Source organism: Hymenobacter cellulosivorans, from assembly GCF_022919135.1.
Classification (GTDB): domain Bacteria; phylum Bacteroidota; class Bacteroidia; order Cytophagales; family Hymenobacteraceae; genus Hymenobacter; species Hymenobacter cellulosivorans.
Map to the genome: position 1 here is coordinate 5,655,620 of NZ_CP095049.1, position 15,347 is coordinate 5,670,966.

Below are 15,347 nucleotides of genomic sequence, written 5' to 3' on the forward strand. Positions count from 1 at the left end.
CATCGTGGCCGAGGCTACGAATGACCCTGATTGCCGACTTCGACCTGGATTTGCGCAAGGACCTGTACTCGCTGAGCTGGACCATCAAGAAATCGGGCTGCGACGAGGAGCTGCTGGCCCAGGGCTCGGAGGAGCGTTACCTCCGCGTGAGCAAGCGCAAGGCCATTGCGGCCGGGTAAAGTCACCGGCGTTTAAGTGAAAAGGCTCTGTATCCTCATGGATGCAGAGCCTTTTTCGTGGGCAGACTGGTAGCGCGAGTTCCGTTGTACGCGTACCGAAGGGGGTTCTCGTGCCTCCGAGCACAAAAACTAAATGGAGGCGCTGCACACTCAACACACGCTACCCCCGTTTTTCCAGGCGGCTTAAGGTTTCCCGGGACACGCCTAAGTAGTGAGCAAGGGTTCTTTTGGGCAGGCGCTGAAACAGCTCAGGGTACTGGCCCAGTAGCAACTCATACTTCTCTTTAGCCGAATTGCGAAGCAACGACAGTACCCGGTTTTGGGCCGCCACATAGCCACGCAGGGCCTTATTGCCGAAGAATATGTGCATGGCTGGTACCTGCTGACACATGTTGTCGCGCTGCTCCACAGGAAGCTCCAACACGATACTCGGCTCCAAGGCCTGCACGGCCATTCCGGCGCTAGCCTTGTGGGTTAGAGCGGGGTAGTCGGATACCCACCAATTCTCGAGGGCAAACTGTACGATGTACTCTTTCCCTTCCTCATCGTAGGCGGAGGTTTTCAGACAGCCTTTCACCACGAGGAATTCTGTCGCTACCCGGTGCCCTACCTCGATTAGGTAGTCCTGCTTGGCAACGGTTCGTGGCACGAAATGCCTGGCAACTTCCCCAAACTCTTCATCAGAAAGCGGGACTATTTCCTCGATATGCCGACGCAGAAAAGAGGCAAATTCCATGTGGATTTACGACTGTGAGTTGCCCCACTTTATACGATCAGGAAAAGCCCGCAGCCTTTCGATTCGTGCGGTTGTCGGGCGGCTACGGGCGTCACCACAAATGCAAGCGGCGGAGCATTGAACAAGCCAACGACTGAAAGGACAGGCTGCAGCGAGAAGTCAGCCAGACAAATAAAAAGGACTGTGGTAGTGGATGCAAGGCTTCTTGTAAAGTCTTACCGGGCGCTACGCTGCCCACGCGGGCGCTTCCTGGCAAATCCTGGCTGAGAAGCACACGAAAAGGGCTTATTCGCTCATGTGGTGTACATGAGGAAATAAGCCCTTTTGCCGGAAAACAGGTGTTCTTCTACTTCAGGCCATCCCGGATAACTTCTGCTACGGCCTTGGCTGATTGGGGATTTTGCCCGGTAATCACGCGCTGGTCACTGGTTACGTGGGTCTGCCACGGTGCCGACTTCTCGTACTGGCCGCCCCGCTCGATGAGCTTGTTTTCCAGGAGAAAGGGCACGATGGTTGTCAGCTTTACCAGGGCTTCCTCTTCGTTGCTGAAGCCGTTTATCTTCTTGCCAGCAACCAGATAGGAGCCGTCGTTGAGCTTGATGTTGACCAACCCCGCTGGGCCGTGGCACACGGCGGCTACCAGGCCGTTGCGCTGATAAATAGCGGCAGCAATGCCGGCAATGGCGGTATTATCGGGCAAGTCCCACATGGCGCCGTGCCCGCCGGCATAGTAAATGGCCGCGTACTCTTCCGGCCGGACATCGGCGGGCTTCAGGCTGTGCGAAATTTTCTGGTGGTACTGCTTATTCTCCCAAAACTCCTTGTTTTCAGGATCTGTCAGGTCAAAGCCATCCACCGGCGGGTTGCCGCCTTTGGGGCTCACAAAATCAATTTCATAGCCGGCCGTAGTTAATACTTTCCAGGCGTGGGAGACTTCGCTCAGGTAGTATCCCGTCTTCTCGCCGGTGCTGCCTTTCGTATCGTGGCTCGTCACCACGAACAGGATTTTCTTTTTCATCGTTGATCGGTTTTGCTTTTGTGCCTGGGCCGTGAGGCTGCCAATAAGTAGCAGCAGGGCGCCTAAGATGGTGGCGAGCTTGTGGGTGTGCATGGGTGTGAGTTTCGTTTTCGTGGGGTGGATTCCAACCCGCTAGCTTTTGTGGCCAAGCTGATGCCACCGTCCTTCCGAAGCTGGATCATGGGCGCCATCACGACCCGGTTTTCAGGCGGGGCTTCCCGAACAGAAAGCTGGCGGGCACGTGGTGAAATCTACTATGCAAAGTTCCGTCGGAAGGCAGCGGCAGAACGGTGACCTAGGTCACAAGTTTTGGGTGCCAGATGCTGCCAGGGGTATAGCCGATGGCGTCATTTTCTAAAGCCTTCTGCCTCCTCTCTCTTGGAATCATAACTTCCAATTCACGGGGCTTTGCGTATGCCTAGTATCTGAATATCCTGGGTGTAGAAGGCAATTCTACCGGGTATATTCTTCCGAATTTCGCTACTCCTGTTTGGTTGCCCCTCGTTTATTCCCTGCATCGTATGCCCACGGTCCATCTTGTAGAAGCGCCCAGCAACCTGGGCCTGAAGGAGCTCATCCCCGGCACCGCCCCTGCCGTCGACCAACTTCCCGCCTGGCTGAAGCAGTGGGGCTTCCACGAAGCGTTGCAGCCCCAGCTCGTACGCACCGTGCCGCCCCCACCCTACACCGGGCAGCTCGACCCGGAATCCGGGGTGCGCAATGCTGATGCCGTGGCCCAATACTCCCAGCAGCTGGCCGCCTGTATTGCCGAACTGGTGCAGCCCGGGGCCTTTACAATAGTAGTTGGCGGTGACTGCAGCATTCTGCTGGGGGCCATGCTGGGCTTGAAAGCTGTGGGCACCTATGGCTTGTTTTTTCTGGACGGGCACACCGATTATGCCTGGCCGGGCCTGTCGGCGTCGGGCGGCGCGGCCGGCATGGACCTGGCCCTGGTAACGGGGCGCGGGCCCGCGAAGCTCACCACGCTGGGCGGCCAGCGCCCCTACGTGCGCCCCGAACACGCCTGGAGTGTCGGCAACCGGGATATGGACGAGGACTACGTGGCGGCCATCACCGCCTCGCCCATTCCGTACGTGGACCTAGCCGAACTCCGCCGCCAAGGGCTCAGGGCTACTGCCGCGGCCTTCCTGGAGTATGTCAGCGCCCGGCAGCTTGATGGGTTTTGGATTCATCTCGACGTGGACGTGCTGGATAATGCCCTGATGCCCGCCGTGGATTCGCCCCAGCCCGACGGCCTGACGTACGCCGAACTGGCCGAGCTGCTGGTGCCGCTGCTCCAATCTCCCCTGGCGGCAGGACTCGACATCACAATTTTAGATCCTAGCCTGGACCCTGGCGGCAAAATTACCCGGGACTTTGTGGCGGGCCTGCAGCCCCTCTTTACCGTACTTACGGCGTAAGAGGTCTGTTCCTATTCTGATGCAGGTTTAACTCAGTGGAATTCGTGCCCGGCCATGATTGATGGGAATAATATACCTGCTTGGCTGCACCCACAGCGGGCCAGGCTTTCCCCAGCAAGTATCTGGAGCCTCTCCCGAACGTTTTTTTTGTGGGCTCGCCGTCCCCTATTGCGGCGGGGTAATTTATGCGCATCTTGTGGCCTAACTCAACTTACCCCACTATGCAGCAGGATTACCTTGATCAAGATTACGCGGATGAACGCGTGGAGAATCCGTCGGCCTTTGCCGATCTATTAGAATCGCCGCTGGCCCTGACCCCGGCCACTACGGGGCAGCGCTTTGCCAACTACCTGGTAGACGCCATTTGCTTTTATGCCTGCAGCTTTGGCGTGGGGCTGCTACTGGGCGTAGTAGCCCTGCTCATCGACAGCCAGGCATTGCTGGACAGCCTGCAAGGGCCCTTGTCCACGGTCCTGGGCTTCCTGGTAATGCTCACCTACTATTTCATCATGGAGGCTACCACCGGCCGCACCATGGGCAAGCTCGTGACCCGGACCCGGGTAGTAATGGAGGACGGCTCTAAGCCCACCACCAATGCCATTGCCAAACGCAGCCTAAGCCGGCTTATTCCCTTCGAGGCCTTTACCTTTTTCGGCGATGGTCCCGGCCTGCACGACCGGCTTTCGAAGACCCGGGTGGTGAAAATGAACTAAGTCTAGCTTTTATTTTTTGCAAAAAGCCGGTCAGGTGTCCCTGGCCGGCTTTTCTATGGGTGATTAGCCTTGAGCTTACGCCTACTCCTACCTACCCGGCAGGAGCCAGCATTAGTACGCAGTGGGACGCTCGGTTCGGGGGCGGGGCTGAGAACGGGGAGTTGGGATGCGGCGCCCGGGGGCCGGAGCGCCTGGGCCGGGCACGTATACGGGCCGCGCCCGGTTGTAGGAATCAACCAAGGACAGAATCGAGAAGATCTGGATAACCCGGCGCACTTTCGGGTCGCGGTAGAGCGAGTCGAGATAGGCCTGGGTGGGCTCTACCGGCGGAGCTGGCGGGTAGTGGCGTACCCGGGCGGGGCGGCGTTCGGGCGCGGGCCCCGCCGACTTTTTCGAGCCAAACAGAAAGCGCACCTGCAGCTGTAGCACCCCGTTGTGAAAGTTGTTGCTGGCCGTTGGGGCAAGGCTGCCGGCGCCGTAGCCGGAGCGGTACACGCGGGTGAAGTCGCCGCTGTAGCGTAGTTCCGCACCCAGGCCATTGCTAAGCTGGTAGCCCAGGCCGGCCACATAGCCCGCCGCTACCGGCACCAGAGCGCGGTGGTCGGTAGTAAGCGTTTCCTCGTGGCCGCTGCCCGCCTCGCCCGTGGGCCGCACCGATTCACGCTTATGCAGGGCCAGGCTCAGCTGGGGGCCTACTTCGGCAAACAGGCCCTGGCCATTACTGCCCGGCCCGAAGGTATACAGCACCGGCACGTCGAGATACGCCAACGAAGCCCGATACGTACTGCTGCCGGCCGTTAGGGCAGGGTTCTGATACGTGTGGCGGTAGCCGGCCTGGTAGGCCCCCTTTTGAGAGTAGAGCACCTCCAGCTGGATTCCGCTGCCGGCCGATAGTGGGTAGCCCAGCACGGCTCCAGTGGATATGCCCGGCTGCCAGCCCGTTTGCCGGCCAATGGCACCGCCCGTGTACGTGGCCAGATTGAGCCCCGTCTTCAGGCCTACGTGCAAGCCTTCCTGAGCGCGGGCCTGACTGGAAAGGCCTAGTAAAAAAGCAAGACCGAGCAGGGCGGCGCAGGGCCGAAAAGAGCGAGTTGAACGCAGGTTTTTCATGGAAATCAACGGTAGAGAATTCAGAATAGAGAAGCAGGCGGGCAAAGGCTGGCAAGTGGCGGCAGCTTACGGCAGCACAAAAGAGCGTACCGCTGAAGGGGTCGGATTGAGGTTGCTGACAAGTTGGGCCCTGCCGTTGGCCGGGTCGGCATAGGTCACTTCCCGGCCGGGTGCCCCGTACACGACCAGGTACACCATGTCGCCGCTCTTAAAGCCTCTTTTAAGCAGGTCAGCATAGTGAAACCAGAACTGGGTGGGGTTTTGGTTGCTATAGACCAGGGACGTAAACTGATAGTTGGTGCTGCTTACCCCGGCAGTAGCGCCCATGTAGATCCGGAAGCCGTAATCGTCGGGGTACACAGCCGAGTTATGGTTGACGCCGACCGTATAGGCCTGGGAATTAGACAAAGGACCATCGCCGCCGAGCGAAAAGCTGGTGACCACCGTGGAAGCCAGCTGGCCTAGCGTTGCCGTCCGGGCCAGGGTCCGATGCTGCTCGTTCAGCACCAGGCTTGCTTCCTGTATGGTTCCCAGGTCGTTCCGCTTGTAGACAATCTTATAGGTGCCCCAAGGAAGGTTCTTCAACTGGAAGCTGCCGTCGGCACCGGTAACTGTGCTGACAGAGGTTGAACTACCTTCCAGCGTCACCGTTATGCCCGCTTTATTGGCCACGGGCTGCCCTACCTCATCCTGGACGGTAACCATCCCGGAAATGGCCCCTACCGCAGCTGGAGCCGGATCAGAATCCTTGGTGCTAGCGTCGCAGCTGGTCAGTAAGGCCCCCATCGCCAGGGCAAGAACTACTGCGGGACGGAAAGCCCGGAGCATGAAATAGAACAAAAAACGAGCATGGGTAAAGGAGCGAAGCAGAGCCATGGGAATTATGCGTAGTTGTCTGGTTAGTAAATAATAGCAGAAGCAAAGGCTGCGGGCTTTATTGCACCCACACAGTCTGCCGAAGGGTAGCGGCCCCGGCCCCGACCTGCAACAGGTAGAGCCCGGCAGGTTGGCTGGTCAGGTGCAGCTGCTGGCGGTTCGGGGATGCGGCCGGCCAGGTCGTGTGGTATACTTCCCGGCCCAGTTGGTCGAATACCCGGATGGGTGCTCCGGCTGCGCCCCCCGCTATTTCCAGCGTGAAGTGCCCATCGGGACTGGGATTGGGATAGGCCTGCAGGCGAGCGGCCAGGGTTGTCTGGGCACTGCGCGTGGGCAGCACTGGGCTAGCAAGCTTGCGGACTCCGTTGCTGCGGCCCGTCGTGAAATTGTAGGAAGAGGACCAGATGGCCAGTGGACCAGCCGCGGTCAGCAGCTGATGGTTGTCGGTGCTTTCCAGGGCCGTCCAGGTAGCGCCGGCGTCGCGGCTGTAGGAGGAGCCAGCATCGGCCGGTATGCCGGGCACCGGCAGGTTTTCGCCCACCGAAAGGTAGTTCCCGGTTCCGGGCACCAGCACCAGATTGCTGCCGTGCAGGGGCCCGGCAAAAGGCACCGCCTGCCACGTTGCCCCGCCATCGGTAGTCCGATACAGCGGCGCGTTGTCGGTGAAACCGTCGGTACGGGAAAACAGCGCCAGCCCGTGCTGCGCATCCGCAAAAGCCAGGGCCCGGGGTCCGTTGGGGGTAAAGGCGGCGGCCGGCAACTCGCTGACGCTCCAGCTCAGGCCCCGGTCGGCGGAATGAAACACCCGGGAGGCAGTGGTGGCTACCCAGATGTGGTTGCCTACTATTGCCGGGCGACTCACGGAAGTGAGGTACTCCTGGTCGGTGAGCAAAGGCAGATTCTGGTTGGCCGTCCAGGTAGTGCCGCCGTCGGTGGTGGTGAAGAGCACCAGCCGGTCCCCGTTGTCGGCGTCGCCCAGGCAGAGGCCGTGACTGGCATCAAAGAAGCCCAGGTAATTCAGGCTGCGGTCGGCAGTGGGGCTGGTCAGCGTGAGCATTGGCTGCCAGCTTGTGCCGCCGTCGGTGGTGTGCAGGATCTGGCTGCGGGTCGAGCCGATAGTCGTTATCCAGGCGCTGGCCGCGCTTTGGGCCGTCAACGAGGTTATAACCTCATCGGGGGCCAGGCTGGGTACCGTACTGGTTTGCCAGCTGTTTCCGCCGGTGGTGCGGGCTACTTCCTGGGTACCAACACCCTGGGGCGTGAACATGCCGCTCGGGTTGCTGCCCACGGCCCAGGCCGCCGAGGCGTCTACGGCCTGGAGCGAGGCCGGATAATACGTATCGGCACTAAAGGCAACGGACTGGCTTACCCATTGGGCATGGCTGGTGGAAAGGCCTAACAAACTGGTAAGCAGAAATAGTAATGGCTTTTTCATAAGGGCGAACCGGAAAAGAAATAGGGTGAGGAACTGATGCAAAGGTCACGGCCCGGGCCTGGTCCTGAAATCGCCGGAAAGCAGGATTTTGCTCTACTGGAAAACCAGTAATTTCATTTCGGGCCAAGGTTTTTCGCCAAATAGCCCCCAAGTTTGCTGCTGCATGGCTTCGCTGTTTTCCCCTCTCTGCGCGCAAAAACGAACCCGCAGCCGCCTGGCGCAGGTCCTGCTGCTAGGGCTGCTGAGCATGCTAACTCGGCCAGTGGTAGCCGCCCCGGCCCCGCTGCCCTCCGACAGCCTGCGGCGCGCCCTACGCACGGCCCCTACCGACACCGACCGGATCAAAACCACGCTGCGCCTGTCGGCCGCCCTGGTTGCCACCGACACGGCCCAGGCCAGCCAGTATGCCCGCCAGGCCCTGGCCCTCAGCCGCCGCGTCGGCTATGACTATGGCGTGGCCTACGGCTGGCTGCAACTGTGCACCCTGGCCATCATCCGCCACGACAATGCGGCAGCCGCCTACTACGGGCAGCAGGCCCAGACTGTAGCCGACGCCCTGCAACGGCGCGCCCCGGAGGCCTCGCGCCTGCGCCGGCTGCGGGCCTCCATTGCCAACAACCGCGGCAACGTGGCCGACCACCTGGGCCAGTACGAAGCCTCCACCCGCTACTACTTACAGGCCGCCAATCTGCTCACCCAGCTGGGCGACTCCCGCACCCTGCTCACGGTGTACTGCAACCTGGGCAACAGCTTTCAGGTGCTGGGGCAGCCCGCCCAGGCCGTGCGCTACTGGCGCCAGGCCGTAACCCTGGGTGCCGGCCCCCCTCCCGCGGCCGAGCTGCTGCCCGTGTATTTGCAGCTGGCCAGCTGGCACCTGAGTCAGGGCCGCCCCGACAGCGCCGGACTGACGTTGCAGGCCGCCCGGCCCCTGGCCCAACCCGGCAGCCTCTACACCGGCGAATACTACGGCACCCTGGCTCAGTACCACCTGGCCGGCAAGCGGCGGCCCGAGGCGCGGCAGGCGTTTGCCCAGGCCATGCCGTACCTAACCCAGAAAGGTGCCCTGGGCTACCAGGCCAAGGTATTGCTAGGCCTGGGCCAGCTCGATGCGCAGGCCGGCAACTGGGCTCAAGCCCGGGCTCAGCTACAGCGCAGCCTGGTGTTGAGCGAGCAGCTAGCCGACCCGCAACAGATGCTCGAAAACCTGGATGTGCTGGCGCGCGTGGAGGAAGCCGCAGGCCAGTGGCAGTCGGCCCTGCGCTACTTCCAGCGCGGCCAGCGCCTGCGCGACACGCTGGCCGGCACCACCGTGCGGGAGCAAATCAACCAGCTCGAAACCCGCTACCGTACCCGCCAGCAGACCCAGCAGCTACGGGTTGCCCGCCAGCTGCAGGCCGCTCAGCAAGAAGCCCTGGACCGCCAGCGCCAACTCAACACTATCTACCTGGTATTGCTGGGCGTGCTGACTGCGGGGGTGGGCCTGGGGCTGGCCCTGCTGCGCTACCGCCAGCGCCTGGCCCGCCGGACCCGGGAGCAGCAGCAGGCCTTACTCACCACCCGGGCCATGCTGCAGGGCCAGGACGAGGAGCGCCGCCGTGTGGCCCGCGACCTGCACGACGGACTGGGCGGCATGCTGTCGGCCGTGAAGCTCTATTTGAGCTCTATACGAACCCGGGGCGGGCTGCCCAGTGAGTCAGCTCCCCTGTTCGACCAGTCCATTGACCACCTCGACAGTTCGATTGCCGAGCTGCGCCGGGTGGCCCGCAACCTGATGCCCGAGGCTCTACTCTCCTTTGGGCTGGCGCCGGCCCTGCACGACCTGTGCCAGGCCGTGCAGCAGGCCGGCTCCGTACCGGTGCAGCTTACCACCCACGGCCTAACGCCCCGGCTGGCCCCGGCCACCGAAGTAGAACTCTACCGCATTGTGCAGGAGCTGCTCACCAACGCCCTGCGTTACGCCCGCGCCAGTCAAATTCTGGTGCAGCTCATGCGCCACGACGACGAGCTGCATTTGGTGGTGGAAGACGACGGCCAGGGCTTTGATATGCATACTAACAAGCTCGGCGTAGGCTTGCGCAGCGTGCAGGCGCGGGCCCACTACCTGGGCGGCACGCTGCAAGTACAGTCGGAGCCGGGCCAGGGTACTTCCGTTAGCCTGGAGCTGCGTCTGCCTGCTTCCGCCGCCACACCAGCAGCTTCTTTTCCTACCAATCATTTAGCCTAGCCTATGACTCCGATTCGGGTAGTACTCGTGGATGACCACCGCATGCTGCTGGCCGGCCTGCAAATGCTGCTGCAGGCTCTGGACTTTATTTCGGTAGTAGGCACGGCTACCTCTGCGGCCGAGGCCTACGCCGTGGTGGCCGAGCACCGCCCCGACGTGGTACTGCTCGACATCAACCTGCCCGACCAGAGCGGCGTGGACGTCTGTCGGCAGCTCACTGAAGCTCAGCCGGGCCTGAAGATACTGGCCCTGACCACGCTGCAGGAGAAAAGCTACGTAACGCGGATGATGCAGGAAGGCGCGGCGGGCTACGTACTCAAAAACGCGTCGCCCGAAGAGCTGGCTGAAGCCATTACCCGGGTGCACGCCGGTAAAAAGTACTTCAGCGACGAAATCCAGGAGCTGCTGCTGCAGCCTGAGCCGGCCGCAGCGGTGCGGCCCCTGCTCACGCGCCGGGAGCGGGAAGTTTTGACCCTGATAGCCCAGGGCCTGACCAGCCAGGAAATGGCCCAGCAGCTGTTCGTCAGTGCCCTGACCATTGAAACGCACCGCCGCAACCTGCTCACCAAGTTCGGGGTGCACAACACGGCCATGCTGATCCGGCTGGCTGCCGAGTATCAGTTGCTTTAGTGCCGGTTGACCGCCAGGGCCTCAGCGGCGACGCTGGTTGTACTGCTGAATAAGATGCTCTAAATCGACAAACCGGTGGCCCGGCGACCCGGCCGCCACCTTGGCGGCCAGTTCTTTGTCGTCGGCCAGAAGCACGCTGACCTGGCTGGCGAAGTTTTCGGGAGTTATCAGGCGGGGTACGCCCGCGCCGCGCCGCAGATACCACGACGCCACGGTTGTGCCGGGCGTGCTGGTAGCCGGGGAACCAAGCACCGGAGCCGAGCCCAGATAAGTAGTTACCAATGGGGGCTCAGTCATCTGCATCAGAAACAGCTCCACGGTTCCGGCTTGCCGCCGGGCGGCCAGCCGGGGCAGGTCGCCCTTGTCGGCCGGGGGCAGTACTTCCGAGTACTGGCCCTGCACCCGCATGCACTTCACTTTGTTGGTGGCCACCAGCTTGGGCTTTACTTTGGACCGGGCTTCGGGGCTTCCACGTAGTACGGCACCAGTACTTCTCCCCCGGTTGTGGTGGCCGGCAGGTAGGCCTGCAAGCGGCTGCCATCCCGCAACACGAGCGTGCCCCAGGCATAGTTCTGGTTCAGAAAGCCCCGCACCACGCGCGTCGTGTCGCCGGCTGGCCAGGTGGCCGGGGCCGGCTGGTAGAGTAGCTGGACACCCGCAACTAAAAGAGTAGAAAGTAGCATACGTTCCCTTGCCCCACGGTCCGGCTAGTGTTTACCGGCGCCGGCCAAAAAGGTGCTGCAACTTAGCCGATAAACCCTTTCGGCGGCTACTGTGCAGGAGCAAATCCCGCATTTTGCACCGAAAATACTGGTTTTCCAGTAGGAACCACCGCCCGCTGCCGCCGTTGACTACCCGGGTAGCGCCCGAGCCGGAGCAGTCGGGCACCTAAGGAATATCCGGGAACGTTCCCGGATGTTTTTTTGGCCCCGCACTGGTAAACCCTCCCCAAACCGACTTTTATTTGGCTAAACTTCCGGCGGAAAATCAGCTTTTGCCCTCGGTTTTGTCTTTGTAATCCCTAAGCTCTCCACCCATGAAATCTGTCCTCATCACCGGCGCCAACCGCGGCCTGGGCCTCGAACTTACCCGGCAGTACCTGGAGCGCGGCGACCAGGTGTTTGCCGCCACCCGCCAGCCCGAAGGCGCCACCGACCTGCTGGCCCTGGGCCAGCAATTTGCCGGCAAACTTGTGGTCCTGCCCCTGGACGTGACCCGGGCCGAGTCGTTGACTACGGCCTACGAGCAGGTGGCCGCCGCCACCGACCACCTCGATATTCTGATCAACAACGCCGGAATTCTGCCGGGCCACCCCGGCTCGGGCATCGAAGACGACTCCGAAAATCAGAAGCTGGGCCAGCTGCGCTACGACGACGCCATGCAGGTATTCGCCACCAACGCCGTAGGGCCTCTGCTCGTGACCCAGCAGTTTTTGCCCCTGCTCAAGGCCGGAAATAAAAGCCGGGTAGTGAGCCTGTCGTCGGGCCTGGGCTCTTTGGAGCTGAAGGCCTCGGGCAGCCACTACCACTACAGCGCCAGCAAGGCGGCGATGAACATGTATATGCGCACCCTGGCGGCCGAAGCAGGCCACTACGGCATCATTTCCATCATGGTCGACCCGGGCTGGATGCGCACCGACATGGGCGGTACCGGCGCGGCCCTGCCCGCTGCCGACTCGGCCCGGGGCATCATCCGCCTCACCGACCAGCTTCACGCCGAGGAAAACGGCAGCTTCGTAACCTGGCAGGGCAAGCCGGTAGCCTGGTAAGCCCGTTTGCACCTGACGATTCCAAGTAAAGGCAGCCTCCTGCGGGGCTGCCTTTACTGTTTTTGGCCCAACGAGCGGGCAAAGCAGTCCGATACAGTTAAGCTAAAAGGCCGGCTACGCATTAAAAATCAATTAAATCAATCCAAAGCCAGCTTTATAACCGTAGAGTTTCAACAAGCACCCGGGGCGGTTCTTACTCCGCCTTACCTCTAATCCCCATTTGTTCTTATCATGAAACGAACCCCTACAAACCCATTACGTGCCTTCAGTAAAGCTCTACTCGGCCTCACAGCCCTGGGCCTGACGGCGGCCATTACCCCAGCTTCGGCCCAAACGGCCTACGGCATCACCATCAACCAGATTGACGAATACAGCTTGGCGACGTTCCAGGTAACGGCACCCGGAACTTTCACGTCTAGCGTGCCGATTACGGGTCTGGGCGCAAACCAGGAGCTGATCGGTATTGACGTGCGTCCCGCCACGGGCCAGATTTTTGCCCTCGGCTACAACGACAATGTTACCACGAACAACGCCCAGCTGTACGTTCTCTCGACGACCGGCGCCCTGACGCCCGTAGGCGGCCTGATGAGCCTGAACCTGGGCCGGGATGGTGGTACCCGCGTGGGCTTTGACTTCAACCCCACCGTGGACCGCATCCGGGTAACGTCGGGTCTGACCCAGGCCAACTACCGCCTGAACCCCGTCACGGGTACTATTGCCGCTACCGATGGCAACCTGGCCTATGCCGCTACCGACGCCAATGCTGGCCAAACGCCGGGCGTGGGCTCATCGGCTTACACCAACTCCTACATTGGGGCCTCGGGAACAACGCTCTACAACATTGACGATTCCTTCAGCCGCCTCGTGCGCCAGGACCCGCCCAACAACGGCACCCTGAATACGGTGGGAGCTCTGGGAGTATCGGTTAACACGGCGCTCCAGGTGTCGGACCTCGACATCTACTTTAACCCTACCACGGGCCAGAACCAGGCATACCTAACCCTGGCAACGTCGTCGCCGATTACGTTTACGTCTATCAACCAGCTTTACACAGTCAATTTGGCTACCGGCGCGGCTACGGCCGTGGGTACGCTGGGCAGCAGCAACGCCTTTAGCTTCGTGGATATAGCCGTAGCTATCAACCGGCCCGCCACGCTGCCCGCCATTACGGGCCAGTTAGTTTACGCATTGGCTGGTACCAACCTGATTACCTTCGACTCGGCCCAGCCCACGCTGGTGCGCACAGCCGTGGGCATTACTGGCGTAGATGCCACCCAGACCCTGGTGGGCCTCGACGTGCGGCCGCTGAATAACGCTCTGTACGCCCTGGGCTACAATGCTACGACCCAGACGGCCCAGCTCTACACCATCAACGGAACTACCGGCGTAGCGACGCCGACCAGCGCCGGTATTGCCCTGGCCCTGGGCACGGGCGGCGTTAGCTTCGACTTCAACCCCACCGTGGACCGCATCCGGGTGGTGGGCGCTAACCGCAACAACTACCGCCTCAACCCGGTAACCGGCACGCTGGCTGCTACCGACGGCCCCGTGGCCTACACCACTGGCACCAATACGCCGACCATCGGGGCGGTGGCCTACACCAACAGCTTCGCCGGTACTACCGCCACCACGCTCTACAACTACGACGAGGTACTGAACGTGCTCAATACCCAGAGCACTGCCAACCCACCCGCCGACGGGCAGCTGACCACCGTGGGCAGCTCCGGCATCGTGGCCAACACGAATCCGGCCAACGTGGATATGGATATCTACAGCACCAGCGCGGGCGTTAACTCGGCGTACTTGGTGGCTACTACTGGCACTTCGGCCAATAGCAGCTTCTACACTGTAAACCTGACGACCGGTGCCGCTACTGCCGTGGGCGTAATCGGCAACGGCATTACCGTCCGCGACATTGCCGTGGCCGCCGCTACCGGCGTTACGACCGGTACCCGCGACCGGGAAGAGGTAGCAGGCCTGGGTCTGTATCCCAACCCCGTAACGGCCGACACCCGTCTGGCCTTCACCCTGGCTTCTTCGGCCCAGGTGACGATGGTGGTGACGGATGCCCTGGGTCGCCAGGTCGACCGGATTGAGGCCGGCCGCCTGGGCGCTGGTACGCAAGGCATCCGCTGGAACAGCGCCTCGAACCTGCGTCAGGGCGTGTACTTCTTCCAGCTGCTGCTCGACGGTAAGGCCGCCGGTACCCAGCGCGGCGTACTGCTGAACTAACCCACCCCGGCAGCCTAAGCTGACCATATAAAAGAGCCCTTCCACAATTCGTGGAAGGGCTTTTTTATTGAATCTGTCTTAACTACGCCCTGATCTGGCTTAGCTGCCTTCCGCGGCTAGGTGGGCATGGTCGCGCAGGATGGTGCGCAGGAAGGCTTCGTCGTTCAGGTCAGTCTGCACCCCGGTCACTTCCTTGACGCGGTTGGCAACTTCGTTGAGGAACGCATAGTTTCCCCGCTCCAGGCCCTTGGCCAGCAATTGCCGGATAGTAGCCACATCGTGGTCGGCCAGCAGGGATGCCTGCGGAAACACCACCACGTAGTTGGCATCGGTCAGGGCGGGAGCCAGCAAACTGGCCGCATCCGGGCGCGGGCGGGTACTGACCACGCAGGTCCCGGCGGCCAGGTCGCCGACGCGCTGCCCTTTGCCATTGGCCAAGATGACTACCACGGCTACCAACCCTCCAAAAAAGCCCATATCCACGATGCGCAGCACCCAGCGCAGCAGGTAGTCGCCGATGCGGGGCGGGGTGCCGTCGAGGCGGATTACTTTGATATGGCGGGCTTTTTTACCCAGACTCTGCCCATTAAACAGAATTTCGCAGAGCAGGTGGTAGAAAATGTAGGGCAGTCCCACCAGCAACACAACTACTATAGCCACGGCCCCGTCCTGCACTCCTAAAGCGGTGAGCAGCAGCACCCAGGCTGCAGCCCAGCCAATCAGGATTAGGGTATCAATAATATTGGCCACGATACGCTCTCCCACGCTGGCTACCTCATATTCGAGGGTAACGTTCTGGGTAGTCTGGACGCGAATGGTACTCATAACAAGGCAACCGGTAAGAAAGAAAACGAACGACGAAAAAGTCCAAGCCTGGACCAAGGACGCAATTTAGTCCTTATATAAAGTCAATCAGGTCGAAAAATTTACCAATCTTCGCAAATCCGGCTTTAGCGGCTTTACCGGCCGGGCGGGCTTTATCCGGCAGCTTTTTAGCACCGGCAC

15 protein-coding genes and 1 pseudogene are annotated in these 15,347 nt (G+C 61.3%); 8 read left to right on the top strand and 8 right to left on the bottom strand.

Annotation, left to right across the window (positions count from 1 at the left end; all coding sequences use genetic code 11):
• Window positions 1–20 precede the first annotated feature (20 nt).
• Window positions 21–179 (top strand): hypothetical protein, encoded by a 159-nt coding sequence (locus MUN80_RS23910; protein ID WP_244717081.1) that lies wholly within the window; start codon window positions 21–23, stop codon window positions 177–179.
• Between the two features lie 160 nt (window positions 180–339).
• Here MUN80_RS23910 and MUN80_RS23915 read toward each other — a convergent pair whose 3' ends face one another.
• Together MUN80_RS23915 and MUN80_RS23920 are read right to left on the bottom strand one after the other, a co-directional pair.
• Window positions 340–915 carry a Crp/Fnr family transcriptional regulator gene (locus MUN80_RS23915; RefSeq protein ID WP_244717083.1) on the bottom strand — a complete coding sequence of 192 codons (576 nt, stop codon included), beginning with the start codon at window positions 913–915 and terminating at the stop codon, window positions 340–342.
• A 346-nt stretch (window positions 916–1,261) separates the two neighbouring features.
• Window positions 1,262–2,026: a type 1 glutamine amidotransferase domain-containing protein gene (locus MUN80_RS23920; protein ID WP_244717085.1), complete on the bottom strand. Its 765-nt coding sequence runs from the start codon at window positions 2,024–2,026 to the stop codon at window positions 1,262–1,264.
• Between the two features lie 428 nt (window positions 2,027–2,454).
• Here MUN80_RS23920 and MUN80_RS23925 point away from each other — a divergent pair, with 428 nt between their 5' ends.
• Both MUN80_RS23925 and MUN80_RS23930 read left to right on the top strand, forming a co-directional pair.
• A complete protein-coding gene (locus tag MUN80_RS23925; RefSeq protein WP_244717087.1) occupies window positions 2,455–3,354 on the top strand; it encodes an arginase family protein in 900 nt (299 codons plus the stop codon).
• Window positions 3,355–3,539: 185 nt separating this feature from the next.
• Window positions 3,540–4,067, top strand: a complete 528-nt coding sequence (locus MUN80_RS23930; RefSeq protein WP_244717089.1) for an RDD family protein — start codon at window positions 3,540–3,542, stop codon at window positions 4,065–4,067.
• Window positions 4,068–4,178: 111 nt separating this feature from the next.
• On the opposite strand, the gene MUN80_RS23935 is transcribed toward MUN80_RS23930, so the two are convergent.
• From MUN80_RS23935 to MUN80_RS23945, 3 genes are all read right to left on the bottom strand, one after another.
• Complete coding sequence (locus tag MUN80_RS23935) at window positions 4,179–5,177, bottom strand: porin family protein (RefSeq protein WP_244717091.1); 999 nt, start codon at window positions 5,175–5,177, stop codon at window positions 4,179–4,181.
• A gap of 66 nt (window positions 5,178–5,243) precedes the next feature.
• The gene (locus tag MUN80_RS23940; protein ID WP_244717093.1) at window positions 5,244–6,053 is read right to left on the bottom strand and encodes a carboxypeptidase-like regulatory domain-containing protein; all 810 of its coding nucleotides are present in this window, start codon (window positions 6,051–6,053) and stop codon (window positions 5,244–5,246) included.
• Window positions 6,054–6,111: 58 nt separating this feature from the next.
• A complete protein-coding gene (locus MUN80_RS23945; RefSeq protein WP_244717095.1) occupies window positions 6,112–7,488 on the bottom strand; it encodes a YCF48-related protein in 1,377 nt (458 codons plus the stop codon).
• 163 nt (window positions 7,489–7,651) lie between these two features.
• Here MUN80_RS23945 and MUN80_RS23950 point away from each other — a divergent pair, with 163 nt between their 5' ends.
• A complete protein-coding gene (locus MUN80_RS23950; protein WP_244717097.1) occupies window positions 7,652–9,712 on the top strand; it encodes a tetratricopeptide repeat-containing sensor histidine kinase in 2,061 nt (686 codons plus the stop codon).
• Between the two features lie 3 nt (window positions 9,713–9,715).
• Window positions 9,716–10,342, top strand: coding sequence for a response regulator (locus tag MUN80_RS23955; protein ID WP_244717099.1), 627 nt, complete (start codon window positions 9,716–9,718; stop codon window positions 10,340–10,342).
• Window positions 10,343–10,363: 21 nt separating this feature from the next.
• On the opposite strand, the gene MUN80_RS23960 is transcribed toward MUN80_RS23955, so the two are convergent.
• Together MUN80_RS23960 and MUN80_RS23965 are read right to left on the bottom strand one after the other, a co-directional pair.
• Window positions 10,364–10,774, bottom strand: a complete 411-nt coding sequence (locus MUN80_RS23960) for a hypothetical protein (protein WP_244717101.1) — start codon at window positions 10,772–10,774, stop codon at window positions 10,364–10,366.
• Between the two features lie 11 nt (window positions 10,775–10,785).
• Entirely contained in the window at window positions 10,786–11,025 is a 240-nt protein-coding gene (locus tag MUN80_RS23965; protein WP_244717103.1) for a hypothetical protein, read from the bottom strand.
• A gap of 353 nt (window positions 11,026–11,378) precedes the next feature.
• On the opposite strand from MUN80_RS23965, the gene MUN80_RS23970 reads away from it, so the two are divergent.
• The 3 genes and pseudogenes from MUN80_RS23970 (at window position 11,379) to MUN80_RS26260 (ending at window position 14,342) form a co-directional block, all read left to right on the top strand.
• Window positions 11,379–12,110, top strand: coding sequence for an SDR family oxidoreductase (locus tag MUN80_RS23970; protein WP_244717105.1), 732 nt, complete (start codon window positions 11,379–11,381; stop codon window positions 12,108–12,110).
• 231 nt (window positions 12,111–12,341) lie between these two features.
• Window positions 12,342–13,970 (top strand): annotated as a pseudogene (locus MUN80_RS23975) (DUF4394 domain-containing protein); the annotation flags it as partial.
• Window positions 13,971–14,030: 60 nt separating this feature from the next.
• A complete protein-coding gene (locus MUN80_RS26260) occupies window positions 14,031–14,342 on the top strand; it encodes a T9SS type A sorting domain-containing protein (RefSeq protein WP_375373996.1) in 312 nt (103 codons plus the stop codon).
• A gap of 99 nt (window positions 14,343–14,441) precedes the next feature.
• Here MUN80_RS26260 and MUN80_RS23980 read toward each other — a convergent pair whose 3' ends face one another.
• Window positions 14,442–15,167, bottom strand: coding sequence for an RDD family protein (locus MUN80_RS23980; protein WP_244717109.1), 726 nt, complete (start codon window positions 15,165–15,167; stop codon window positions 14,442–14,444).
• Window positions 15,168–15,347 lie beyond the last annotated feature (180 nt).